General features: G+C 37.0%; 22 protein-coding genes, 1 tRNA gene and 1 pseudogene. 7 read left to right on the forward strand and 17 right to left on the reverse strand.

Annotated elements, in window-relative coordinates:
• Positions 1–17: 17 nt before the first annotated feature.
• On the reverse strand, positions 18–575 hold the full coding sequence (locus tag H710_RS05220; protein WP_041849770.1) for a GNAT family N-acetyltransferase: 558 nt from the start codon (positions 573–575) through the stop codon (positions 18–20).
• Positions 576–836: 261 nt separating this feature from the next.
• Between H710_RS05220 and H710_RS05225 the strand changes: the two genes are divergently transcribed.
• Positions 837–1,733 carry a metallophosphoesterase family protein gene (locus H710_RS05225; protein WP_041849771.1) on the forward strand — a complete coding sequence of 299 codons (897 nt, stop codon included), beginning with the start codon at positions 837–839 and terminating at the stop codon, positions 1,731–1,733.
• A gap of 181 nt (positions 1,734–1,914) precedes the next feature.
• Here the strand turns inward: H710_RS05225 and H710_RS05230 are convergent, their stop codons facing one another.
• Positions 1,915–2,829 carry a cation diffusion facilitator family transporter gene (locus H710_RS05230; protein WP_041849816.1) on the reverse strand — a complete coding sequence of 305 codons (915 nt, stop codon included), beginning with the start codon at positions 2,827–2,829 and terminating at the stop codon, positions 1,915–1,917.
• An 856-nt stretch (positions 2,830–3,685) separates the two neighbouring features.
• Here H710_RS05230 and H710_RS05235 point away from each other — a divergent pair.
• A complete protein-coding gene (locus H710_RS05235; RefSeq protein WP_041849817.1) occupies positions 3,686–4,501 on the forward strand; it encodes a TrmH family RNA methyltransferase in 816 nt (271 codons plus the stop codon).
• A gap of 104 nt (positions 4,502–4,605) precedes the next feature.
• Here the strand turns inward: H710_RS05235 and mnmA are convergent, their stop codons facing one another.
• The gene (mnmA, locus tag H710_RS05240) at positions 4,606–5,778 is read right to left on the reverse strand and encodes a tRNA 2-thiouridine(34) synthase MnmA (protein WP_041849772.1); all 1,173 of its coding nucleotides are present in this window, start codon (positions 5,776–5,778) and stop codon (positions 4,606–4,608) included.
• A 252-nt stretch (positions 5,779–6,030) separates the two neighbouring features.
• On the opposite strand from mnmA, the gene H710_RS05245 reads away from it, so the two are divergent.
• The gene (locus tag H710_RS05245; RefSeq protein WP_041849773.1) at positions 6,031–6,306 is read left to right on the forward strand and encodes a DUF1153 domain-containing protein; all 276 of its coding nucleotides are present in this window, start codon (positions 6,031–6,033) and stop codon (positions 6,304–6,306) included.
• Between the two features lie 130 nt (positions 6,307–6,436).
• Here H710_RS05245 and H710_RS05250 read toward each other — a convergent pair whose 3' ends face one another.
• Positions 6,437–6,823: a hypothetical protein gene (locus H710_RS05250; protein ID WP_041849774.1), complete on the reverse strand. Its 387-nt coding sequence runs from the start codon at positions 6,821–6,823 to the stop codon at positions 6,437–6,439.
• A gap of 566 nt (positions 6,824–7,389) precedes the next feature.
• On the opposite strand from H710_RS05250, the gene ctrA reads away from it, so the two are divergent.
• Entirely contained in the window at positions 7,390–8,091 is a 702-nt protein-coding gene (gene ctrA, locus H710_RS05255; RefSeq protein ID WP_041849775.1) for a response regulator transcription factor CtrA, read from the forward strand.
• Positions 8,092–8,281: 190 nt separating this feature from the next.
• Here ctrA and chpT read toward each other — a convergent pair whose 3' ends face one another.
• Positions 8,282–8,920, reverse strand: a complete 639-nt coding sequence (gene chpT / locus H710_RS05260) for a histidine phosphotransferase ChpT (protein ID WP_041849776.1) — start codon at positions 8,918–8,920, stop codon at positions 8,282–8,284.
• Between the two features lie 194 nt (positions 8,921–9,114).
• On the opposite strand from chpT, the gene H710_RS05265 reads away from it, so the two are divergent.
• Entirely contained in the window at positions 9,115–9,708 is a 594-nt protein-coding gene (locus H710_RS05265) for a DUF1134 domain-containing protein (protein WP_041849777.1), read from the forward strand.
• A 103-nt stretch (positions 9,709–9,811) separates the two neighbouring features.
• Positions 9,812–10,072, forward strand: coding sequence for a hypothetical protein (locus H710_RS05270; RefSeq protein ID WP_041849778.1), 261 nt, complete (start codon positions 9,812–9,814; stop codon positions 10,070–10,072).
• Positions 10,073–10,263: 191 nt separating this feature from the next.
• Here H710_RS05270 and H710_RS05275 read toward each other — a convergent pair whose 3' ends face one another.
• Complete coding sequence (locus H710_RS05275; RefSeq protein WP_041849779.1) at positions 10,264–11,382, reverse strand: DegT/DnrJ/EryC1/StrS family aminotransferase; 1,119 nt, start codon at positions 11,380–11,382, stop codon at positions 10,264–10,266.
• A 50-nt stretch (positions 11,383–11,432) separates the two neighbouring features.
• Complete coding sequence (locus H710_RS05280) at positions 11,433–12,386, reverse strand: Gfo/Idh/MocA family protein (protein ID WP_041849780.1); 954 nt, start codon at positions 12,384–12,386, stop codon at positions 11,433–11,435.
• 171 nt (positions 12,387–12,557) lie between these two features.
• Between H710_RS05280 and H710_RS05285 the strand changes: the two genes are divergently transcribed.
• Positions 12,558–12,631, forward strand: a tRNA-Met gene (locus tag H710_RS05285).
• Between the two features lie 504 nt (positions 12,632–13,135).
• Here H710_RS05285 and H710_RS05290 read toward each other — a convergent pair.
• The 10 genes and pseudogenes from H710_RS05290 to xseA form a co-directional block, all read right to left on the reverse strand.
• Positions 13,136–13,486 (reverse strand): annotated as a pseudogene (locus H710_RS05290) (phage tail protein); the annotation flags it as partial.
• Between the two features lie 268 nt (positions 13,487–13,754).
• Positions 13,755–13,967 carry a hypothetical protein gene (locus tag H710_RS06405; protein ID WP_041849781.1) on the reverse strand — a complete coding sequence of 71 codons (213 nt, stop codon included), beginning with the start codon at positions 13,965–13,967 and terminating at the stop codon, positions 13,755–13,757.
• 1,064 nt (positions 13,968–15,031) lie between these two features.
• Positions 15,032–15,814, reverse strand: coding sequence for an ABC transporter ATP-binding protein (locus H710_RS05305; protein WP_041849782.1), 783 nt, complete (start codon positions 15,812–15,814; stop codon positions 15,032–15,034).
• Entirely contained in the window at positions 15,811–16,686 is an 876-nt protein-coding gene (locus tag H710_RS05310; RefSeq protein ID WP_041849783.1) for an ABC transporter ATP-binding protein, read from the reverse strand. The genes H710_RS05305 and H710_RS05310 overlap by 4 nt, the downstream gene beginning before the upstream one ends.
• On the reverse strand, positions 16,679–17,608 hold the full coding sequence (locus tag H710_RS05315; protein ID WP_041849784.1) for an ABC transporter permease: 930 nt from the start codon (positions 17,606–17,608) through the stop codon (positions 16,679–16,681). Before H710_RS05315 ends, H710_RS05310 begins: the two co-directional genes overlap by 8 nt.
• Positions 17,609–17,610: 2 nt before the next feature.
• On the reverse strand, positions 17,611–18,684 hold the full coding sequence (locus tag H710_RS05320; RefSeq protein ID WP_041849785.1) for an ABC transporter permease: 1,074 nt from the start codon (positions 18,682–18,684) through the stop codon (positions 17,611–17,613).
• Between the two features lie 118 nt (positions 18,685–18,802).
• The gene (locus tag H710_RS05325; RefSeq protein ID WP_041849786.1) at positions 18,803–20,407 is read right to left on the reverse strand and encodes an ABC transporter substrate-binding protein; all 1,605 of its coding nucleotides are present in this window, start codon (positions 20,405–20,407) and stop codon (positions 18,803–18,805) included.
• Between the two features lie 424 nt (positions 20,408–20,831).
• Positions 20,832–22,457: an ABC transporter substrate-binding protein gene (locus H710_RS05330; RefSeq protein ID WP_041849787.1), complete on the reverse strand. Its 1,626-nt coding sequence runs from the start codon at positions 22,455–22,457 to the stop codon at positions 20,832–20,834.
• 245 nt (positions 22,458–22,702) lie between these two features.
• A complete protein-coding gene (locus tag H710_RS05335) occupies positions 22,703–23,329 on the reverse strand; it encodes a DNA-3-methyladenine glycosylase I (protein WP_041849788.1) in 627 nt (208 codons plus the stop codon).
• On the reverse strand, positions 23,307–24,737 hold the full coding sequence (gene xseA / locus H710_RS05340) for an exodeoxyribonuclease VII large subunit (RefSeq protein ID WP_041849789.1): 1,431 nt from the start codon (positions 24,735–24,737) through the stop codon (positions 23,307–23,309). The genes H710_RS05335 and xseA overlap by 23 nt, the downstream gene beginning before the upstream one ends.
• Positions 24,738–24,991: the final 254 nt, after the last annotated feature.

The raw sequence follows: 24,991 nt of genomic DNA on the forward strand, positions 1-24,991 counted from the left end.
TCTTTACAGCAAGTATATCAATTACATGAACGATAACGAACTTTTCCTTTTGCTACTTTTAGTAGTGCACCTTCTTGTAATTCCAAAATAAGCAATCTTTTTGGATCTACCGGTGCAGGCATGTGTATCTGTTTATGTTCAACATTTTTAAACCCAAAACGACCATAATATTTTTTATCCCCAATTAAAATCACCAAAACAACATTATGATTTTTTGCTGCGTGTAAGGTCATATACATTAACTTTCTACCGACCCCAGCATTTTTATATTCGGGACGAACAACAAGAGGGCCTAATAAATAAGCAGCTTGCTCACCAACTGTTATAGGAGTCATCCTCACTGAACCAATGACATTGCCTCCAAGACAAGCGACAAAAGAAAATTGACAATTATGCCGTCCCTCCTCCCGCAATAAATAACTTGCACGTGTAAAACGACCAGGACCGAAAACCATCTTATTGATTTGCTCAATTTGAGCATCATGATCACGTGTTTCAGGGTGATAAGTTATAGCCTCACTATCGGTCAGAGAAAAGGAAACGGAAAATCGAGAATCCAAAGATACATCTGTCATGGACTTTATGCCTAGAAAAAATTAACATGCGAACAAAGAGACTTACTTCCTTATTTGAGGAATTCTTTCGTTATCGTTTATTTTTTCACGCATGTCTTATCCCTCTCCTAAACTTCCCTGCTCTTAACATTCTTTTTGGGTAACGTAAATGTTAAAAAAAATTTCTATTATTTGCCAACAAACTGTTTTTCATATCACAACTTCCTACCTCTTTTAATTGTGTATGGGATTTTTATCATTGCCTAAATCATTTTCAACATTATGATAGAGTTCATGTTTTATCTTGCCCATATATCAGATATACACCTTTCACCTGTGCCACAGCCTTCCTTTTCTGAACTTTTTGGAAAACGTCTTACTGGTTATTTTCATTGGCAAAAAAAACGTAAAAACCAAATGACAACCGGTGTTTTAGAAACTTTAATGTACACTATAAAAGCAAAAAATCCCGATCATCTTGTCATTTCTGGCGATCTTGTCAATCTCTCTTTGGATAAAGAATTTGAACAAGCGCGAAACTGGTTACTAACCCAAGGACAACCTCATGATATTTCTTTAACCTTTGGGAACCATGATGCCTATGTTCGCAGAGCTCTCCAAAAGGCCTGCACTATTTTTCAACCTTGGATTCAGGGTGATTTTCCTCAAAAAAATGCTTTTCCTTATATGCGCGTTCGTGATAATATCGCTATTATAGTAGCCTCTTCAGCTATTGCGACACCGCCTTTTCAAGCATCTGGCTATTTTGGAAAAAGGCAAGCGCAAATTTTGTCTCAGCTTTTAGATGAAGCTGCAGCACGCAATCTCTTTCGAGTTGTGATGATTCATCATCCCCCCTTTCACCATGCAACCCTTTGGCATAAAAAATTATGGGGAATAGAACGTTTTCTAAATGTCATCAAATGCTATGGATGCGAACTTATTCTTCACGGCCACACTCACTTGCCTACTTTAAATATCATTGAAGAGAAAAAAAGGAAAATTCCTATTGTTGGTGTTTCTTCTGCATCACAAGGCTGTGGTGGAAAAAACCCACCTGCAAATTTTAACTTTTTCACTATTGAGCACGCTCATCATCAATGGTACTGCCAGTTACAACGCTATAGTGTTATCAATAAAAATAATGACATCGTGTGTACTGAAACAATAAATCTCTAAATTTTTGAAACAAAAACGACCAGGAAATACTCACAGGAATATTGTTAATCAACGCATGCAATACTTTTCCTATAAGATGTATTTTGCCTCCATATAATATTTAAGCTATCATTCAGGTCTTTATTAAAGAAAATGTTTATAATATTGACCTTTTAAATCTCCTTAATTTATTGATTCATAATCAAAAAACTACATTAAAGGAACAGCCAACACTAGGAGAAAACTTGGCTTCGCTTTCAGGCTCTATGTGAATAATAATGCGTGCATTTTCAAATTCCACCTCAAGCGCTTCCTCAATTTGATTACACACTTGATGGGCTTCCCTCACCTGCATTGTTGCTGGTACAACCAAATGAAACTCTATAAAAATAGCCCTACTAGCAACACGAGTACGCAAATCATGCACTTCAATTGCACCACGCGCATTTTCTAAAATAATATCATAAATGCGCATCGTTTCAGTGAATTCAACTCCAACATCCATTAAGCCCTGAACAGAATTGTTCACCACTTTCCACCCCTGCCAAAGAATATGAAAAGCAATAATTATCGCTAAAATGGGGTCTAAAAAAGCCCACCCACTCACAAAAGCAGCAACTAATCCAATTAGAATACCAAATGACCCCAAAACATCTGTTATTAAATGCTCCCCATCAGCTTTAAGAGCTGGTGAGCAATGAATTTTCCCCTGCTTAATAAGAACAAAACCCCAACAATAATTTATAACACTCGCTGCAGCACTAATACCAATCCATGTTCCAGGTTTTTGAGATACTCCAACATCCCCAAAAGATGACCATGCTTCTCTCAAAATCATGATTGCAGCAACAATGATCAGTGTACCTTCAAAAATAGCAGAAAAATATTCTGCCTTGTGATGCCCAAAAGGATGATCTTGATCAGCTGGTTTCAAACTTATTTTTACCGCCCACCACGCTGCCAGCGCCGCAACGATATTCACAACTGATTCTAAAACATCAGAATAAAGTGCAACTGAGCCAGTAATATGATAGGCCCAATATTTCAGAGCACAAACAAGACAAGCGACTACAATAGACCCTATCGTCAATTGTTGTATCTTGATTTTTGCACTCATAATCACACCCACGCTTTGCTAAACGCACCATAAACACCTTTTTATGATAGCATCGATATCTTTTGCTATTCCTCTAATAGCATCATGGTCTCAACCTAAAAGGAAATAATTATTATAATCTACTGTTACCCTTTGTAACAACCGTTCTATTACTAGTTGCACCACAATTATAGAACAACTCAAATATGGCTCGCAAAAAACAAGAAAACTCCTTTAAAACTATCAAGTTCTTTAACTTGATCACCAATTTTTCTTGAATAATCTAATATTTCCTCTGCTTAATAATCTTTTTTACTAAAATTCATCATGGCCTTGCACAACTTACTGTTGTTCCTTTTTCATTAAGCCAAAAAGCTACTACATAAAAACACAAATAAAGCTGCCTGTATATATCCTCTTTGCAACTCTATCCTATCATAAGATGAAAATACAATGACTGTGATACTAGCCCAACTCCAAAAACAATCGTAGAAATAGCAAAACACTTCTTAAGCTTTATTCTTTAGCAGACAAGGCTGAAATTCCAAAAATCACATTAGTAAAAGAAAATTTTTTTGATAAAGCACCCCTACAAAAAAGAATCTGGGAATTGGGAACCCAGATTCTTCTTCCCTAATGAATAGGGATTACATGGACTTAGGAAATAGCGGGGACCTAAGACCCTGTACTTGATACGAGAACAATATATTGTGCCGCATCCAGCAATTTTGTGTTTTATACCTATGATTGTATATAGTCAATATAAATTCTACTTTAAATTTAAAAATGATGTAATTTTTTATTTCTCTTCTCTATTCAGTCATAAATGTACTATTCAATCTCTGGTGATTTAGAAAAAATAATGTTAAAATTCAGTATGACTCTAAATATCATTACAATCCACGAGACCGGTGATCCGCGCTTGGAACCTTATCGTAATATCCGTGAAAAAGATCTTGTAGGAAGGCAACACCAGTTCGTTGCTGAGGGAAAAGTAGTATTGTCAGCACTGCTGCATTCAAAAAATTTTTCGACTCTATCGCTACTTGTTGTTGCAGCACGCCTTCTTGAAATTATGCCCATTTTAAAAGAAACAAAACCAACATGTTCTATTTATTGTGTTCCGCAAAAGATCATGGATGATATTGCTGGTTTTCACGTTCACCGTGGCATGCTCGGTATTGGTGAGCGCAAAGCACTACCATCATTACAAGAATTCTTACAAGATCTTCCAGAAAGCGCTTTAGTGCCAGTTTTATGTGGTATCTCTAAGAGTGAGAATATGGGTACGATCTTTCGCAACGCAGCTGCCTTTGCTAGTTATGGCATTATCGTTGATAAAACTTCCTGTGATCCGCTTGACCGAACAGTGATCAGATCTTCTGTTGGTGCAACTCTAAAAATACCCTATACACAAGGAGATGATATTGAGAGCATTATAAAAACTTTAAGTGATGCAAACTTTCATCTTTACACGCTTTCCCCCTTTGCTCCACGCTATCTTAAAGAAGCAAAAACAATGAAACATACTGCTCTTATTTTGGGAAAAGAGGATGATAGCTTACCAACTCATGTTTTGCAAAAATCAGAAATCTTGCGTATCCCTATGGCTTATGGCTTTGATAGCCTCAATATTGCTACAGCATCAAGCCTTGCACTGGCACATTTTTCTGATTTTGATAAACTCAATTAAACCGATAATATTCAAATTGTAAAAACACTTACCCTTTGAGTATAGAGTATTTTACTCACACATAATGGTTGTTTTGTTGAAAAAATAGCCACGGTTTTTGTATTTCAATTATGCAAAACTTTCTGTAATCTTTCTTCAGCATCCGCAGAACGCTCTGAATGCGTAATAAACCCGCCTCCAAGAACACGCGCTCCATCACCACTTTCATTATAAAAAACACACGCTTGACCAGGTGCTACACTGCTTTCACCTTCCAAGAGGTCAACAGAAAAAATTCCCTCTCTATAATATAACCGAGCTGGACACGGAGGACGTGTTGAACGAATTTTTGCGGCCACATCAATATAATTGGGAAAATCGCCTAACCACTCATCACCAAGCCAATTAACATCACGCAGAAAAAGCTTACGCGTCTCTAACATTTCACGTGGACCAACAATAACCCGTGCATTTTCTACATCAAGGGAAATGACGTAAAGCGCTTCACCGGTTGCAACACCAATGCCACGGCGTTGACCAATAGTATAATTAATAATTCCTGAATGCCGACCTAAAATTTGTCCATTAATATGGAGGATATCTCCAGGAGAGGAAGCCTCTGGACGCAATTTTGCAATCACATCAGAATATTTCCCCTGTGGTACAAAACAAATATCCTGACTATCATGCTTATCAGCAACTGCGAAACCCATTTCTTCTGCTATTTCTCGAACACGCGCTTTTGGAAGATCGCCAAGCGGAAAACGCAGATAATCAATTTGTTCTTGCGTTGTTGCGAACAAGAAATAACTTTGATCACGTTCAGAATCAAGAGGGCGAAACAATGCCCGATGCGTACCATAAGAAACACTACGAATATAATGGCCTGTCGCTAGAGCATCCGCACCTAATTCACGGGCAGTCGCCAACAAATCAGCAAATTTAACAGTTTGATTACAAGCTACACAAGGAATAGGTGTTTCTCCGCGTGCATAACTTTCTGCAAAAGGATTAATCACAGCTTCACGAAACCGGGATTCATAATCAAGAACGTAATAAGGTATCCCAAGTGTTTCTGCCACACGACGAGCATCTTCAATATCTTGTCCTGCGCAACATGCCCCTACACGATGTGTTGCAGCACCATGATCATAAAGCTGCAATGTAATCCCAACAACATCATACCCTTCTCTTTTTAAAAGTCCTGCAACAACCGATGAATCAACCCCACCAGACATTGCAACAACAACACGAGAATTTTCAGGTGGTCCTGGCAAATCAAGGCTATTCAAAAACATATATTCATTCTCTATTAATATGTGCCATTGTTACTCATATATACCTTGTCACTATTTTCAATATGAGCCATCCATCACGTCTTCATATTATTTTTTTATCCTGCCGACAACTAGTGGCACTAATTTTTATTAAAGAGTGGCACAAAATGAAAATAAGCGAAATAAAAAATATTTTTTCTTTCAATGAGTTTAGTTCTTTTTTAAAGTTCACGCTTTACAGAAAAATCTGATCCTATAAAAGTAGAGAATATAATGACCGATTTGGTAAAATCACAAATGAAATACGTTACTGGCCCAGATGGAAACCCGCTTACACTTACTGATCTACCTCCAATAACAACAAGACGTTGGGTTATTCGTCGTAAAGCTGAGGTTGTCGCAGCTGTCAAAGGTGGATTGTTAAGTCTTGATGAGGCGTGCCAGCGCTATAGTTTAACCGTAGAAGAATTTCTTTCATGGCAAAACTCGATCCATGAACACGGCTTAGCTGGATTACGGACAACAAGACTCCAACAATATAGATATTAATTGCCAATTCAGTGATTAATTATTGAATTTGAGAACTGACGGTAAAATAGCTAAACTCATACAAATTTAGCTATTTCTTACTCTTTAGCATATACAATCTAAAAGATTTATATCCTATCTGAAAAATTTATTATCCAACCCTTAAATGAGGTTGAATAGAAACAGAGTCATGATCTTTTTTTGTTTTGTTTTCTCGCCCATCAAGAATTTTTGCACGTTGCAATTCTGTTTCAATTTCACATAAAGTCGCTTGAGCATTTTCTTTTCGAAGCTGTAGATCGTGAATGGAATCTGTAATATTGTCAAACCTTTGCCTCGCTGCACGAGCAAAAGTTGAATACGCAAAATGATTAATATCACTATTTCCAGATTTACGTTCTTCATCAATAATTTGCGCTTTTAAATCTGTCATTATACGCTCAAATTCTTTGATCATCATCTCAAGTTGTGCAATTTCACAACGCTTCCCACGAGCTTGAAACATTTTTAACTGCACCACACTCTCACGTAGTTTCATACCCATCACTCCTTGATTGTACAAAATGCACCAACAAAAACTTACATTCGCGCTACGAAAAACAGTTTCAGAACCATCCTCCAAACTTTCTCAATAAAAAGAGGTTTTCAAAGATAGACAACACTTTTTTGAAGACATCACAAACGCAAAAACGCCTCACAACACACAAACTATTTCTACACATTCCATAACTATTATAAGGATAGAATAAAGTGGATTAATGCTCGGTAAATAAATACAAAAATTTCAAAAAGACTGGTTCAGCGCAGCTTGTTATCAAATTTTTAAAAATAAAAAGTATACAAATCATTTTCCTATGGAATCAAAGAAATCCTGAATTTTTCTAAAATAATTTAGTAAACCTCTTCCAAAAATAAAAACATTTTGTTAACCACTATCTTGGATAGTAAGGTAAACAGCCACAACTATTGCGTATACTGGTGAATTGTTCATAGGCATTTTAATCATAATTGTTTGATTTTTAGGTTATTTTATAAAGAAAGCTTTACCATCTGTTAATAAAACAAGTGGCTGTACCTGATTCGGGAGAAGTAAAAGGGACTAAAATGCGCGTATTATTAATTGAAGATGATAAAACAATGAGCCAAAGCATCGAATTGATGCTGAAATCAGGCAATTTTAATGTTTATACTACCGATCTGGGAGAAGAAGGAACGGACTTAGGTAAGCTTTATGATTATGATATCATTTTACTTGACCTAAATTTACCTGATATGTCAGGCTATGATGTCTTACGAACCCTACGGTTAGCAAAAATCAAAACTCCTGTACTTATTCTTTCAGGCATGGCGAACATTGAAGACAAGGTGCGCGGTTTTGGTTTTGGTGCTGATGATTATATGACGAAACCTTTCCATAAAGATGAATTGATTGCACGCATCCATGCTGTTGTGCGTCGTTCTAAAGGCCATGCACAATCAGTTATCGTCACGGGTGATCTCATCGTTAATCTTGATGCTAAAACAGTTGAAGTTGCAGGCCGTCCTGTCCATTTAACTGGTAAAGAATATCAGATGCTAGAGCTTCTCTCCTTGCGCAAAGGCACCACACTTACCAAAGAAATGTTTCTGAATCATCTTTATGGTGGAATGGATGAGCCTGAACTCAAAATTATTGACGTTTTTATTTGCAAACTACGAAAAAAACTAGATGCTGTATCTTCTGGCATAAACTATATTGACACAGTGTGGGGACGCGGTTACGTGTTACGTGATCCGATTGTAGAAAATACACAAAAAACTGCTTAAAAACGCAAAAAGCATACTTAAAATCTCGGGGTTATAAAATGCCGAGACTTTTTCTTCTTATTAAAATAAAAATCCTTACACACAAGATCGATTTATATACGAGAGCACTTGCACAAATCAGAAATCTTAAATCCTGCTCTTTAAAAAATTTTGTAACTAACCTCATATAACTTAAGAGATTGCACCCTTTTTAAAGGTTTTTTATACTTTCTAAAATAAGATAATCATCAGTTTCATGTATGCTTACTTTCATAGTTAATATTTCAGCAAGTAGCGCCGTATAATAAAGTTGTATCGTGTGAGCATCGACTGGTTCTTCTGGAAGTTTCCCATTATTTAACTCAATAAAATAGGGAGAAATTTTCAATGTTTTACCATAAATCTCAAACCGAAACGAGCGTGTATCTGCATCTTGTAAAATCATCACAGAAATTTCACCACCACGCGGAACAGTTGTATTTGCAATAAATAATAAATTAAGCAAAAATTTCACTTCATCTTTTAGCAAAAGTAAAGAAGGAGCTTGCCATTTTAATGTTGCTTTTTCTTCTGCCATATACTGTTGGGCAACCTGTTTGACAAAATTCGTATCGACTTGACACCTTACTGATCCTGCATTACCAAAAGCTAAGCGCGCAAATTGTAAGCGTGCAGACGCTTTTGCAACAGAAATACGCACCAACTGCAAAGCATCTTCATCAGCACATCCTTCATCATAAAGCTCCATTGCATTTTGAATAGCACCAATAGGTGAAATCAAATCATGGCAAAGACGACTACAAAGTAAAGCAGCCAAATCTGTAGACTTCAAAGAAGCGGTTAATGTCATAATTATTTATAACTCCTAAACTTTAAAGCTAAAATTCATTTTAAAATAGCATTCTAACATCAAATGCATATACGAAAATCTAACAATTATGTTAAAAATTTCTGTTTAATGATAAATTTAAGGATTTAAATAACTTTATATCCTATTACCTATTTAAATTAGATAAAAAGATCACCTTATATGAAGAAAATCCTATGACTCTCTCTTTTTTATTACGCTTTTACAAAAAAATTATATTTTTAATATCCTTCCTATTTGTTACTATCAGCATTGCTAATGCTCAACTCCAATCAATAAATAATGAGCAACATTACTCGATGAAAGAAATCGTTGCTTCTGGTCACGAGTTTTTTGGCCAAACGACCGGCAATATCGCAACGGCCATTGAAAAAGTATTTTCACAATATGGTCAACCCAATGCTTATATTTTAGGAGAAGAAGCCTCTGGTGCCTTTTTTGCTGGATTAACCTATGGTGAAGGAGAAATTTTCACCAAAAATGATAATAAGCGCAAAATTTTCTGGCAAGGTCCCTCTTTAGGATGGGACTTTGGCGGCCAAGGCTCTCGCCTCATGATCTTAATTTATAATCTCAATAATATAAATAATTTATGGGGACGCTATGCCGGTATTTCAGGTTCGGCTTATTTAATTGCAGGAGCTGGATTTCATGTTTTAAAACGTAATAATATTCTACTCATTCCAATACGCACAGGGATTGGAGCACGCCTTGGTATTAACATGGGATATTTAAAATTAACGCCTATGCCAACATGGAATCCATTTTAAATAGCTCTCTATTTAAAGAGAACTTTTGCCTATTTAATAATAAGAAAATAAAGTAAGTAGTATATCCTTATCATTAAGAACTTTTATAACGGAAATCAAAATAATGCGTGAAAAAATAGCTTCCTATCAACAGCGCTTACAAAAGATTCAAATTGGTAAATTTAATACTCCTTCTAGCAATAAACTCTTTAATGAATTGCGTGAAGAAACAAAGGAATTAGCGGCAACGATCGCTACTCAAATAGCTCTAAAGGAAGGAAAAAACTCGCCTATCAATGCATTAACCCAAAACTCTAAAAGCAAAAATGACCTTGCATCTCGTATTCGCGAGAAAATAAGCTATGCTCAAAAAACACCGCTTTAATAAGTACCTCTTTAAGATCAGCTCAAAAACGGCTTTTAAATAGACAAAATATCTTCATTTTTTCTATATAGCAGCTTCATGTCTCGTTCAGATTCTAAAAAAGAGAGAAAATATTAAGTGCTTATAAAGCCTAACATATTGGGACGATAAAAACCAATTTAATAACCAACCTTTAAGGGTATAGATATTCTTCAAGAGTGATAAAAATCTCTTATGAGCTGAATGATTATATCTTGATCGCTTTGTGATAAATAAGGATACATAGGTAAACTTAAAACGCAGTCCCCCAAAGTTTCAGAAACAGAAAGTGATCCTTTTATATAAGGAAAATGTTTATAGGCTGGTTGTAAATGCAGAGGAGTATTATAATAAATCATTGTAGGAATAGCATTGTCCTGTAAATAAGACTTTAATCGATCGCGATCTTTCGCCTTAATGGTATATTGCGCATAAGCACAACGAATATTCTTGTCCATTTCTGGCACGACAACAACATCTTTTAAACCATCAGAATAACGTTGAGCAATTGCCATACGCCTTTCCATCTCATCTTCAATAATAGCAAGCTTTTCTAACAAAACTGCAGCTTGAATTGTATCTAACCGCGAATTCAAACCAATACGCACATTATCATATTGCGTTTTGCCTTTACCATGAAACAGGATTGAACGTAAAGTTTCTGCTAGACCATCATCATTGGTCATCATAGCTCCTCCATCACCATAACATCCTAATGGTTTTGCTGGATAAAAACTGGTCGCTGCAACATCGCCAAATCCCCCACACTTAACGTCACAAAATTTACTTCCCATAGCCTGAGCTGCATCTTCAATAACAAAAAGATTTTCCTTTGCAGCAACCGCAGAAATTTGAGCATAATCAGCGGGAAGCCCAAATAAATCAACAGCAATAATCGCTTTTGGATTGAGATTCCCCTCTTTTTTAATCGCCTCTATTGCTTCACAAAGTTTACCGACATCAATATTAAATGTATCAGGCATAACATCAACAAAAACAGGTTCTGCTCCGACTAAAGCAACAACTTCCGCAGTAGCACAAAACGTAAAACTAGGACAAAAAACAGCATCCCCCGAACCAATATTTTTAGCCATAAGAGGCATCACCAATGCATCAGTTCCATTAGCACACGCAACGACATGCTTAACACCAAGATACTCTGCTAATCGCTCCTCAAACTCTGTTACTTGGGGCCCTAAAATATATTTACCACTGGCCACGACATGTGCAATTGCAGTATTAATTTTATCTTCAATGCGTGCGCGCTGTGCTCCAAGATCGATGAACTGCATATTAACTCCATTGACAATCAAAATAATTTGAAAATTTTATCCTACTTTACCTATGGTAATGTGTGACTAGCAGCAGTCAAAATCCGTAAAACAGCAATAGCGTCATCACCATCTGTACGAGGCGATTGACGTGTCTCGATACAATGGAGAAAATGCTGTAATTCACGGGTGAGCGGTAAATCTTCACAAAGTCCGATATAATTCAATTCGTTAACATTAAAAGCCCTCTCTTTACCCTCCTGCCAAACAGAAAAATGACGAAATGCTAATTTACGGCTCCAAGGTTCCATATCATCAAAGATAAGCATAGCCTTTGTACCAACAACCGTTAAACGCCTTTCACGATAAGGACAAAAGCGTGAAGTAAAAAGATGGCTACGTATACCATTTGGAAACATCATATGAATATGCGCAAAATCAGAAAGCTGTTCAATTACTGCAGCTCCCTCTCCTCGAACCTCGGAAGGGCCACATCCTGTCAAAGCTAAAATCATTGAAAGATCATGAGGTGCTAAATCCCATAAAGCATCACTCTGCGCATGAAACTTTCCAAAGCCTAATCGATGAGAATAAATGTAACGTACATCACCGAGTTCTCCACTTTCCACAAATTCGCACATTTTTTCAAAAGCAGGATGGAAACGCAAAACATGACCGACCATAAAAACCCGTCCATATTTGCTAGCAGCCTGTACCTGATTCTCAGCATCAGTTACATTCAAGGCAATTGGCTTTTCAACCAAAACATCTTTGCCACTTCTAGTAGCACGCAAAACATTTTCTGTATGAAATTGTGGAGGCAATGCTAATACCAGCGCATCAATATCGATACGAGCAAAAAGATCGTCGGGTGCAATAGCCTCAACACCATGCACATTTGCTAAATCCGCAGCACAACCAAAATCAACATCAGATACCGCAACTAAAGCCCCAAGATTTTTCAGTGTTCGTACATGATTACTACCCCAATAACCGCATCCCAAAACCGCTACACGTGGCGCCATTTTTATGCCTTATCCTGTAAACTGTATGAAAATTACACTTCTATTTCTTCCATATCGAGGATAGAATAGAATGACAAGAGAAAAGCTTAAAAACGGCGCTTGACATCTTACTATTCTACCTCTTATATCCGGCAAAGAATAAGGTACTTTGTGTAGTGCCTTTCTTATGTTGGCGGAGTAGCTCAGTAGGTTAGAGCAGAGGAATCATAATCCTTGTGTCGGGGGTTCAAATCCCTCCTCCGCTACCGATTTCTTTTTATCGGTTGTAGCTTGCCAGCATTTTGTATCAATTTATTTTTTTTCAAAGAGCCTTCAAGGGGCTCTTAAAGGGTCCTCAGAGATCTTTCAAAAGTTGTTTAAAACTCTTCAACGGATCTTTTCTCTTTTGCTAAAATTGTCATTGGGAATGATGAATGCCTTAGAAAAAAGCATATCATTGAAAAAGAGAAGAACTTCCCTTTTCACTCAACTCTAATCTGAAAACGCACTAAATTGCTTAGTTGAGCAATAGGGTAAACTTTCCCCTATTGCTCTAGTGTGCATCATCACTTACCTATCAAAGGGATAAGTTGCCCCTTTAAGTGTCTGTTTCTACCAAGTTTCATTTCTCCCTATTTCCTTGCCCTTATTCGACGCTTTTAGGGTAATGACTATCGTATAGCCCGCTTTTTTTCTCATAGAGATGGATAACGGTTGCAACTTTCCATAAACCATTAATTTTGCTACGAACCCCTTGTAACATGGGAAACTGAGCGGCTAATAATGTCGTGGTCTTTACTAGTACTGATAATCACTATGGATCCATGCAACAAAGCACCATAAGTATGATCATTAATCCAACGCAGCATCTGAACGGATTTGGCACTTCGAATGGTTTTAGTGATGGTGTCAATAGCTTCACGATCACCAAACTTTTCCGGAAATAACACACCATAAATAAGTTTAGGATCATTGCTATAGCCGGTCAATTGTAACCCAGAAGCACTATCGAAATTCTCCATCGCAACCCATGAGGCAGAAAACTCTTCCTTGAACGATTGAAAATTAAGCCAATCAACATAAAATTGATGTGATCCTAACATCATGAGAAGATCTTTCATTGCCTTTCTCCTATCATTCTGTCTCTCCATGTAACGCATTGGCTTGCGTGCGTTGAAGAACATGACGGACCGCACGACCGGTAGCCACAGGATCACGCACCTCATTCACATGCACCGTGATATTTTGATGGTAATAAACGGATAAACGGTCTTAGTCTTTCTCTCTCCTTTCTGTTGCAGAAAGAGGCATTAAGATGAGCACTAACCCATTGTGCAAGAGGTTAAAGAGGTATTCCTCCTCTAAGCCAACTGGGAAAAGAAAGAGGTTCTATAAATCAACCATACCAATCCATTCTTTGATATGATGTGATAAAGATTGAAAGAAATCAGCCAAGTGCGTGAGAGAACATAAAACCGTCAACAATCCAATTGCTAACTCCTCCTCTATCTGTTCCATACCAACCTTGGCATCCTCAGAAAACTTTTTCCGAGTAAAAAATTTTTTAACCAGCTCCAAAAGTTCGTTAAGCTTTTCTTGCACTCATCCCATAGATTTTCAAACCATTGGGCACTCAATCCAAGACCTTGTTTGAACTTTTGCCAAGAGAAAGCAGCGGCATGAACTCTTTCCATTTAGCAATGGTTGCTATATCGGCACCTCAAAAACTGAAAACCGAATTAACAAAGCGGTTATTGAAGTACGACGTATTCTTGGTTTTACGCAGCGCAAGCCATTTACTAAACGTCTTGCGATACCCAAAGTATGATTACAATTATAAAACTGATTTACGCGAACCACCTGCGTTAACGTTGACAATTTATAAAAGTATTTGTGATATAGTCAGGAATTGGCTTCTCACTGGATAAAGTGAAATATTTACGGATATAGCAAAAAGGCGAAAGCAGCGAGTTTTAAACCGCAAGCTATCCCTGTTAGGCGAAAAAGCTTAGATGTTTGATTATACAACCTATCATGATACAAAAATAAAACCCCCTCCTCAAGATATAGCGAAATTAGCGGCTAAACTCTATGGAAAGTTACAAAAATTTGTTCAAAATATCAACAACATAGAAAAAATTAAGAAAATTTTACTGCTTCTAAAACTTCATTTAAAATGTTAAATTAAAGTTGAAAAAGTACATCTAGTCACGACACAAGATATGACTTAATACTCCTTCTAAAATGGAAAATGTAAGCGCATTTTTTTACATTTAAAAATAATTAATATATTGTTTTTAAAATATTATATCTGAATAAAAATAAAAACACTTACTACCGAGCGTTTTTATTTTTTTTGTTATTTTAGGCTTATTTTGAAGTTCGTTTCACTTCTTGCTTAATTTTTTTCAAAGAGCTTTCAAAAGCGGTTTTCTAGACTTCCAAAACCTTTTCTCTTTTTTACCATTGAAGCGCACTTTTTTCTGATTTTTGGTGTCAAAATCCAATCTGACAAAGTGCGCATTTAATGGCGAAAATTATACATAGAAACAATAGATTATCATTTATTCCTATCTCATCCTACTTCTTCCCACTTAGTACAAAATCTAATGTCGAACTACAGTGATCAGATAAAGGAAATCTCTCTCTTTCCCTTACGTTTATGTTTAGAATTCTTCATCTTCATGAGCAATAGGCTCAATACTGGCTTTAAGAAACATTTTTGTATAATCATTCTGCGCGCGCAAATGGCGTAAATCATTATTGCTCAACTCCTCAAGAATAATCCCTTCATGCATAATTCCAACACGCTCACATATATGAGCAACAACAGAAAGATCATGGGATACCATCAAGTAGGTCAATTGTTTTTCTTTCCGTAATGATTTTAACAAATTTAAAATTTCAGCCTGCACCGATACATCTAATGCAGATGTTGGTTCATCAAGTAATAAAACCTCTGGTTCAATAATCAGCGCACGTGCAAGAGCAACACGCTGGCGTTGCCCTCCAGATAGCTCATGCGGATAACGATAAAGAAATGAAGAACCCAAACCAACAGAATTTAAAATATCACACACCCGCTCTTTTTGATTATCCATATCATGAATCTCTAGAGATTCCCAAAGCACAGCATACACCATTTTTCTTGGATGAAGTGAGGCATAAGGATCTTGAAATACCATCTGAACACAGCGTAAAAAATCTTTGTTTCTTTTCTGAGGAACAGCTGTTCCATTGAAAAGAAAAGACCCATTATAATTGGAAATACGCCCAACCAATGCATTCAAAATAGTTGATTTTCCACATCCTGATTCACCAATTAAACCATAAGCTTCACCGCGTTTAATATGAAAATTAACATCTTTAACAATTTCTGTGGTCTTATATCCACGCTTAAACGTTACAGACAAATTCAAAACATCAATAATATTTTCACGATTGCTCACGGTCGAACTCCTTCAACACCATTAACAATCGTTGGACTATGCAACCAATCAGGATTTCGCTCAGGAACAGTTAAAACCTCAGCCGGATGATTAAGCCGCGGCATACTCGCTAACAAAGCCTTTGTATAAGGATGACATGCATGAGACAAATCACTCGCAGGCAATTCTTCTAAGATACGACCAGCATACATCACTAAAACACGATCACAAAAATCAGCAATTAAATTCAAATCATGACTGATGAAAATAAGCCCAGTTCCAAATTGTGTAACAAGCTCATCCAATATTGTTAAAACCTGATATCGTATTGTAACATCAAGTGCAGATGTTGGCTCATCTGCAATAATTAAATCAGGCTTAGGGATAAGCATCATGGCAATCATAACCCGCTGCCCCATTCCACCTGATACCTCATGAGGAAATAACTGCATAACATGTTCAGGATTGCGAATATGAACAGATTCCAACATAGAAATTGTTTTTTCCCACGCTTCCACTTTCGAAACACGATAATGAATACGGTAAGCTTCTACAATCTGGTCCCCAATTCGGATTAACGGGTTAAGCGAATATTTGGGATCTTGTAAAATCATTGAAATACGTCTTCCTCGAATCTTACGCATTTGAGGTTCACTCGCAGCTAACAAATCAACATTGTCAAAATTCATCTTTTTGGCTTTAACAATTGCTGAACTTGGATTGAGTTTCAAAATTGCGCGCCCGGTCATTGATTTTCCGGACCCAGACTCTCCAACAATACCAATTTTTTCTTTTCCTAAAGAAAAGCTAACACCCCGCACAACATCTACAACGCCACGTGTTGTAGGAAATGAAATGCGCAAATCTTCTATTTCTAATAAATTTTTATCCATTGCGTGGATCCAATATATCGCGAAGTCCATCTCCTAAAAGATTAAAAGCAAGGCTTGTCAACAATATTGCACAGCCTGGAACAGCTGCCAACCACCAACTGGTCATCATAAATTCACGGCCAGTTGAAAGCATTGCACCCCATTCAGGACTTGGTGGTTGAGCTCCCAGTCCCAAAAAGCCAAGACCAGCAGCTGTTAAAATGACTGCAGACATATTCAATGCCAATCGTACAATAACTGAGGGAATACACATTGGTGCAACATGAAATAAAATAATTCGCCAAGAAGATGCACCCTGCAAAGCCAAGGCGGAAACATAATCAGATGAGCGTATCATCAAAGTTTCTGCACGTGCTAAACGTGCTATTGGTGGCCATGTTACGATGGAAATCGCAATTGCAGCATTTTCAATGCCAGGTCCCAAAGCCGCCGCAAACGCGAGTGCTAAAATCAAACTTGGAAAAGCAAAAAAAATATCAACAATACGCATTAAAACAATATCAACCCATCCCCCTATGTAACCAGATGCAGTGCCCACAATCAATCCCACTGGTCCGACAATAATCGTCGTTAGAAAAACAGTATAAAGAGTGATACGCGCACCAAAAATTAACCGACTAAAAACATCACGTCCTAATTCATCTGTTCCCAGATAATGCAACATAGATGGTGGCTGCAATCGAAAGAAAAGGTTACTGCTTACAATATCATGAGTAGCCATCCAAGGTGCGAAGATCGCACATAAAATAATAGCACAGATGATAACTAAGCCAAATACAGCTGAAAAATTGCAACAAAATTTAACAAATGAATGATAAAATCTTTGTATATTCGCTTGAATTGCTGACTGTGGAACATCCTCCTTTAACCAACGTTTCAAAGAAAATGATGCTTGTGATCCATCATTATTAGTAAGTGTCATAGTCAACGTGTCCTTGGATCAAAGATGCGATAAAGCAAATCGGAAAGTAAATTAATGGAGATAAAGAGGCATCCTACAAGTAACGTGCAACCTAAAACTGCATTCATATCTCCTGCTAAAAGTGCATTGGTCAAATAACGCCCAAAACCAGGCCAAGCAAAAACCGTTTCTGTTAAAACAGCACCTTCTAATAAAAAAGCATAAGAAAGCCCAACGACAGTAACAGTCTGAACAGAGACATTCCGAAAAGCATGGCTCCAAACTGTTCGTGCCCACGACAATCCTTTAACACGTGCTGTTATAATATATTCCTGATTAAGCTGCTCGATCATAAATCCACGAACCATACGACTAATATAGGCCATACCCCCAAAAGCTAAAATTAAAGCAGGCATAATGATATGACTAAAGGCATTGCCAAAAGCCTCCCATTGACCTTGCCTAGCGGTATCCCAAAGAAAAAATCCAGTTGTAGATTCAAAAGAATATTCATAAACAAAATCAATACGCCCTGGCCCACCAATCCAACCAAGTTTCGCATAGAAGACCAACAAGGCCATTAATCCGAGCCAGAAAGTTGGTGTGGAATAACTCATTAACGTAAAAATACGGACAAAATAATCAATCCATGAATTGCGGTACATTGCTGCAAAAACACCAAGTGGAATCCCTACACTCGTACTGATGATAATAGCAATTGTTGCAAGTTCTAATGTTGCAGGAAATACACGTATAATATCTGATAAAACAGGGCGCCCTGAAATTAAAGAATCCCCAAAATCAAACACAAAAATATTTCGGAGATAGTTCCAATATTGGACAATCAATGGCTGATCAAGACCCAATTTATGAAACATTATATCATAAGCTTCTTGACTAATATTATCACCAAGAACAGCAATAACAGGATCTAAAGGGAGCAGACGACCAATGAAAAAAGTGATTGTTATCAAACCAAGCAACGTAACAAATATCGAGATAATCAGCCTTAATGACTTTACAAAAAAAGCCCTTACATGCAGTGCTTGCTGCTTTTGTGATATAATTGTATCAACTTCTGAAGATGATAAAGTCATTATAGTGATTTCCTAAATAATTACGATACATAAGTCTGGTAACATTTTCTCCATAGAGTGAATATTTCAATCAAGCTTTAAAATAACTTTTTTGTATTTTATGTTGCTCAATATATGCTTATTTCTCAATTAAATTATAGAAAACGCGTGACATACCACCCCAACCCCATTTTTTCACCTCAGGCCCTACCCCAATAGTGTAATATGTTTGAAATAAATAAGCCATAGGCCCATGATAAAGAACATAATTCTGTAGATCACGATACTGTTCAAAGCGCTTATGCTGATCTTTTTCAAACAAAGCATCCATCACCATTTTATTGACTTTTTCATCATAATAGCCAGCACGCCAAGCTAAATACATCGTGTGCTTTTTGGTAAATGTTGGATCAGGATTAAATACATGACGTAATGAAGGAACATGTCCATCAGGATCAGATGTATTCCACCCCATAATAGCCATGTCATAATTTCCACTACGGACACGACTTAACAACTGAGCTTGTGCCATTCTTTCAATTTTGAGCTCAATACCAATTTTGCGTGCATTCTCTTGGATAAACTGCGCAACAGAAGACATATAGGTTAAACTGCCAATGAATAGATCCGCTTTGAAACCGTTAGGATAACCAGCTTCACTGATTAACTGTTTTGCCTTTTCTAAATCTAACTTAAACGGTGTTCCCTCTTTTTCATCCAAAGCGCCTAATACACCCAATGGCATATAACTTGCGCGAGGAACGCCAATTCCTTTTAAAACAGTTTTGCCAAGAGTGTCATAATCTACTAGATAACGGAGCGCTAATCTCACTTTTTCATTAGCTAAAATTGAATTCTTATTATTCAGTGATAAATAAATGGATTGCGGCCGCAAAGTACGTTCAACTCTAACAGGTCCTCCTTTCTTTTCAATGTCTAAAATATCTTCTGAAGATAGATCACGCGCTACATCTACATCACCCTTTTCTAAGAGAAGCCTCTGACTTTCTGCTTCCGCTACATGGCGGATCAAGATCTGTTCAATTTTTGGCTTTTCTCCCCAATAATGTTGTGTAGCTTCTAAAACTACCCTTTCTCCTGGATTCCAATTCACCAATTTATAAGGACCAACACAAGCTGAACGGGTAGCTAAATACTTATTCCCCATATCTCCATTAACAGCATTTTCTTCAAGTATTTTGCGATCAAGTAAAGCAGAAGAATAGGATTGTATTACTGAAGACAATATAAGATAAAGAGGGTAAGGCTTATCAAATTTCATTTGTAAGGTCTTGTCATCGAGAGCCTTAATCTCAGTTTCAATATTTTCTTTTGTAAATCCATAATCCATAAATGATTGAGCATAACTTAAGCCCAATTTAACAATCCGCTGGATTGACCAAGCAAGATCATATGCAGTTGCAACCCTTCCATCATTAAATTTTAAATCATCACGAAGATAAAAAACAACTACTTTTCCATCATCCAACACATCCCAAGATTCAGCCATCGCAGGACGAATTTTTTTAAGATCCTGCGGATCAAATTGTACTAACGAACTGCACATATTGCCTAATAGTTCACTGGTTACAATTTCAACAGCTTGTGCTGGGTCAAAATGGCTAATCGCATCAATATTCCACGCCATCACCAATGTATTTCGGGGAATTTTACTCTGTGCTGTTGGCATCAATCCAAATAAAAAAACAATCGATTTTAATAAAGTATAAAAATTTTTAAACATTCTTTTGTACCTTTATTGCATTTCCTTTTTGAATTTCTTTTTATTATCCCCTATTCAACACCTATAATCTTTTTATTTTCTTTTCCACTAAAGTACAACAGATTGAGTTTATTTCATCAATTAAAGTCAAAGCGTATTTTCAGTCTTCATGCCCGATTGAAATCGTAAATCCCCAATGAACATGATCAATCATTAGCACAATACGCACAGATACACGCACCGCCATAATCATACTGGCAACATTCTTCAACAATGCACAAAGCCTACTTTAAATGAAAAATCCCTGGAAATTTTAAATATTCCCCCCTGCATGGCAATCGCATACTCTAAACTCTTCATGTAGAAGGAAACGGTCCACTCTGATCTCATGGACTTCATGAGATCAGCTTCACTTTTGTAATTTACATGATAATTCAACATGCGCTTATTTTTCAATGAGATTATAAAAAATATCCGACCTATTATTCCAAGACCATTTTTTGATAACTGGAGAAATAGCAACAACATTATATTTCTGAAACAGAAAAGCATAAGGCCCTGTTTGCATAATTTCATGCTGCAAATCAGCATATTTCTTCATCCGCTTTTCTATATCACTTTCAAACAAAGCATCTTCAACTTTATGGTTTATTTTCTCATCAAAATACCCATGATGCCAACTAGGATAAGCTGTGTTTCTAGCCTCAAATCGATTATCAGGATTATAAACAACCCGTGATGCCATTGAATGTGGATCTACAGATTCGCTATTCCACCCTAAAATAGCTGTATCAAAAGAACGTGCAGAAACTCTTGAAAATAATTGTGATCCTGCTAAACGCTCAATTTTAATACGTATCCCTACTTTTGCTGCATTATCCTGAATGGATTGAGCAATTAATAAACCATAAGGGGTATTTCCTGACACTAGATTTATCTCAAATCCATCGGGATAACCCGCTTCAATTAAAAGCTGTTTAGCTTTTTGGATATCAAGCTTAAAAGGATTTCCTTCTTTTTCATCCAAAGCACCTAAAGTGCCGATAGGCATAAAACTAGCACGAGGAATACCAATATCTTTGAGAACTGTCTCTCCAAAACTATCATAATCAATAAGATAGCGCATAGCCAAACGTACTTTTTCATCGGCGAAAATAGGATTTGTCATATTAAAACCCCAATAAAACATAGCCGGCAGCAATATTTTTTCAATCTGAATGTTTGCCGTTTTTTTAAGTTGTTCCAAAGCTTCAGGTGTTAGGTTCCGTGCGACATCAATATCGCCTTTTTCTAATAATAGACGCTGCGTCTCTGACTCAGCAACATGGCGAATTAAAATTTGTTTAAGCTTAGGCGCCTCTCCCCAATAATGAGAGTTAGTGCGTAAAATAACTGCCTCTCCAGGATTCCAACGAAATAATTCATAGGGCCCAGCACCAGCAGCGTGGGTAGCTAAATACCGGTTTCCCATATCACCATCTTTTTCGTGTTTCATAATCGTTTCACGATCAAGCAATGTAGCCGCACGATTAGCTGCAATATTACTCAGGATAAGCTCTGCTGGATAAGGCTTATCAAATTTCATAACCACAGTTTTCTCATCTGGTGCTTGAAGTGCATCATCAACTGTTTGTTCTGTAATACCATATTCATTAAATGTCGCTGCACTGGCCATTTTTAATTGAATAACCCGTTTCATACTCCAAACAAGATCGTGAGCATTAGCAGGTCGACCGTCATTAAACGTTAAATCATCACGTAGATGAAAAGTAATCACTGTAGTATTATGATCGCCTGAAACATGCCAACTTTTTGCCAAATTGGGTATCATTTTCGTTGCATCATTTGGAGCATGATCAATTAAACGACTACAAACATTGAGAATAATTTCATTGCTGTAAGAATCGTTAATTTGTGCGGGATCAAAGGTACTAATTCCATCAAGATTCCAAGCCATTACGAGCGTATCAGCAGGTGTTTTCGCTAAAACTTGTTGCGAAAATATACCTAAAGCTACAAAAGCAGAAACGAAAGAACAGCTTCCCTTATATATCTTTTTTCTCATATTCATGAATTTCTCTCTCTCCACTTTTCCCTATCGACCAGTTATCCCGGAATGATATCATAAATTCTTATTAGTAAATGTTGACTAAGCATAATGCAAATACTATTCTATAATAGTGCTTTTTTTCAGTTACTGAAACTTATTTATCCACTACCTTATGGCAAACAGATGGCGAACTACGTTGGGTTCATCCTTGATATCAGAGAAAACAATTACAATTTATACATTAAAATAAAGAAGATCTTTGAATTTTATCGAAAAAAGCACCCTTCCAGATGATCATTGACAATTCCTACTGCTTGCATAAAAGCGTAGCAAATAGTAGGACCAACAAATGTCCAACCGCGTTTTTTTAAATTTTTAGAAAGACGCATAGAAGCAGGTGTGAAAGAATTAGCTTGGAATATTTGAAAATCTACCTTGTCATAACGCTCAAATTGTGGCGGCTGAAAAGACCAAAAATAGTCGGATAAACTCCCCCATTCTGTTATGATTTCCTTTGCACTAAAAGCATTATTGACCACTGATCGAATTTTTCCCTGATGACGCACAATGTCTTTATCTTGCATCAAGGTCTTTATCTTCACTTCATCATAATGAACAATTTTTTCAAAATCAAAATTATCAAACGCCTTACGAAAATAAGAGACTTTTTTCAAAATTGTCAGCCAAGAAAGCCCTGCTTGAAAACCTTCAAGACAGATTTGCTCAAATAAGTGGCGATCATCAAAAACAGGCTTTCCCCATTGATCATCATGATAAGCACAATAAAGTGGATTGGTTCCTGCCCATGAACAACGAATTTTTCCATCGACTCCCCTAAGCAGCCCTTTATCAAGAATTGACTTTTCCATATCAAAAAAGCAATCCTTGATCATCTTCCTGTGGTTTGATCCGTTTGTTTTTCAAAGATCCACTGAAAGCACGGTCATGTGTTAAAACGTTAATTTCACCATCAAAAAAGCGTAAACTTATTTGACCTGTTTCAGGTAACTGCACCAATCGTTTAATCGGCATATGATCTTTCCCTAATGCTAAAACAAAACCACGCTCCAAAATATTTTGATAAGAAGTGCTTTTTAAAAGCCTACATGCCATCTCTACCTGAGCCCTTTGCTTTTCAACATTGCGTAAAAAAGCGCGATGAAGACGCCCAGTATATTCTTGCACAGTGTGTTGTGCTTTTTTAGTATTCAATAAACGCGAAGAAAATCGCAAGCTCAGTGCATGAAAATAAAAACGTTTTTTGTCATAACTGGTACAAAGAGCACGCCGTAATCTGCTTGAAATTTCATCAAAACCACGCCGTGGTAACGCAAATAATTGATCAACAGTAGGAAGCCCCCGCACAAGAGCACGCAATTTTTGTCGGTGAAAATCAAAATAACGTGCAAGTCCTACACGAAAGCGCGCATCAAGTGATGTTAAATGCACTTCAATATCAAGCTTAACAGGAACAGCTCTTTCTGCTGCCCCTGTTGGAGTCGGTGCCCGCCAATCAGCAGCATAGTCTATCAAAGTCCAGTCTGTTTCATGCCCAACGGCAGAAATTACCGGAATAGCAGAAGCGTGAACAGCACGAATAACGGCTTCGTCATTAAATCCCCATAAATCTTCTAAACTCCCTCCTCCACGTGCAACAATAATCAGATCAGGCTTAGGGACCCCCTCCCCTGAAGAAAGAGCATTAAACCCCTCAACAGCTGCAGCAACTTCCCGACCACTTGTTTCTCCTTGAACACGTACGGGCCAAACCAAAATATGCAAAGGAAAACGATCGAATATACAATGAATAATATCACGAATAACGGCTCCTGTCGGCGATGTTACAACCCCTATAATTTTAGGCATATAGGGCAAAGGCTTCTTATTGGCTGCATCAAATAAGCCTTCCTCTGCAAGCTTTTTCTTGCGATTTTCTAACAGAGTCATCAAAGCACCAACACCTGTTGGCTCAAGAGCCTCAATGACAATTTGATATTTTGACGAACCCGGATAAGTCGTAAGCTTGCCCACAGCAATCACTTCCATTCCCTCTTCAGGAGGAAATGAGAGCTTTTTCATAACGCTTAGCCAAATTACAGCCTCCAACCGAGCTTTGTCATCTTTTAGAGAAAAATAGGCATGACCTGAAGCGTGAGCACCGCGGTATCCTGATATTTCTCCGCGTATGCGTACATAACCAAACTTGTCTTCAACAACACGTTTTAAAGCATTTGCTATTTCAGAAACACTAAATTCTGCTACATTCGTTACCACTGGTTTTTCAGTAAAAAAATCCGCCATATTTCTCAATTCGCCTAATTATTGGACGCTTTAATACAAATTTTCAAACAATACATCTCTATTAGAATAAACAATATTCATCAAAATAGCATTCCTTAAAATTATAATTTAAGGCATAATATGTGAATACACTCAACCTTTTTAAAAATTTTTACAACCACTCAAAACTCAGAAATATTGATAAAATTACCAATATTTTTTGATAAATCCTAAGAAAATCAAAAGTCCGATACATAAATAAGGAAATATTGCAT

This window comes from Bartonella bacilliformis Ver097 (assembly GCF_000709795.1).
Taxonomy (GTDB): Bacteria; Pseudomonadota; Alphaproteobacteria; order Rhizobiales; family Rhizobiaceae; genus Bartonella; species Bartonella bacilliformis_A.

Excerpts from the sequence above, each read along its gene's own strand:
- H710_RS05220 (WP_041849770.1), bottom strand. The coding sequence starts at position 575 with ATGACAGATGTATCTTTGGATTCTCGATTTTCCGTTTCCTTTTCTCTG.
- H710_RS05225 (WP_041849771.1), top strand. The coding sequence starts at position 837 with ATGATAGAGTTCATGTTTTATCTTGCCCATATATCAGATATACACCTT.
- H710_RS05230 (WP_041849816.1), bottom strand. The coding sequence starts at position 2,829 with ATGAGTGCAAAAATCAAGATACAACAATTGACGATAGGGTCTATTGTA.
- H710_RS05235 (WP_041849817.1), top strand. The coding sequence starts at position 3,686 with ATGACTCTAAATATCATTACAATCCACGAGACCGGTGATCCGCGCTTG.
- mnmA (WP_041849772.1), bottom strand. The coding sequence starts at position 5,778 with ATGTTTTTGAATAGCCTTGATTTGCCAGGACCACCTGAAAATTCTCGT.
- H710_RS05245 (WP_041849773.1), top strand. The coding sequence starts at position 6,031 with ATGACCGATTTGGTAAAATCACAAATGAAATACGTTACTGGCCCAGAT.
- H710_RS05250 (WP_041849774.1), bottom strand. The coding sequence starts at position 6,823 with ATGAAACTACGTGAGAGTGTGGTGCAGTTAAAAATGTTTCAAGCTCGT.
- ctrA (WP_041849775.1), top strand. The coding sequence starts at position 7,390 with ATGCGCGTATTATTAATTGAAGATGATAAAACAATGAGCCAAAGCATC.
- chpT (WP_041849776.1), bottom strand. The coding sequence starts at position 8,920 with ATGACATTAACCGCTTCTTTGAAGTCTACAGATTTGGCTGCTTTACTT.
- H710_RS05265 (WP_041849777.1), top strand. The coding sequence starts at position 9,115 with ATGACTCTCTCTTTTTTATTACGCTTTTACAAAAAAATTATATTTTTA.
- H710_RS05270 (WP_041849778.1), top strand. The coding sequence starts at position 9,812 with ATGCGTGAAAAAATAGCTTCCTATCAACAGCGCTTACAAAAGATTCAA.
- H710_RS05275 (WP_041849779.1), bottom strand. The coding sequence starts at position 11,382 with ATGCAGTTCATCGATCTTGGAGCACAGCGCGCACGCATTGAAGATAAA.
- H710_RS05280 (WP_041849780.1), bottom strand. The coding sequence starts at position 12,386 with ATGGCGCCACGTGTAGCGGTTTTGGGATGCGGTTATTGGGGTAGTAAT.
- H710_RS05310 (WP_041849783.1), bottom strand. The coding sequence starts at position 16,686 with ATGGATAAAAATTTATTAGAAATAGAAGATTTGCGCATTTCATTTCCT.
- H710_RS05315 (WP_041849784.1), bottom strand. The coding sequence starts at position 17,608 with ATGACACTTACTAATAATGATGGATCACAAGCATCATTTTCTTTGAAA.
- H710_RS05320 (WP_041849785.1), bottom strand. The coding sequence starts at position 18,684 with ATGACTTTATCATCTTCAGAAGTTGATACAATTATATCACAAAAGCAG.
- H710_RS05325 (WP_041849786.1), bottom strand. The coding sequence starts at position 20,407 with ATGTTTAAAAATTTTTATACTTTATTAAAATCGATTGTTTTTTTATTT.
- H710_RS05330 (WP_041849787.1), bottom strand. The coding sequence starts at position 22,457 with ATGAATATGAGAAAAAAGATATATAAGGGAAGCTGTTCTTTCGTTTCT.
- H710_RS05335 (WP_041849788.1), bottom strand. The coding sequence starts at position 23,329 with ATGATCAAGGATTGCTTTTTTGATATGGAAAAGTCAATTCTTGATAAA.
- xseA (WP_041849789.1), bottom strand. The coding sequence starts at position 24,737 with ATGGCGGATTTTTTTACTGAAAAACCAGTGGTAACGAATGTAGCAGAA.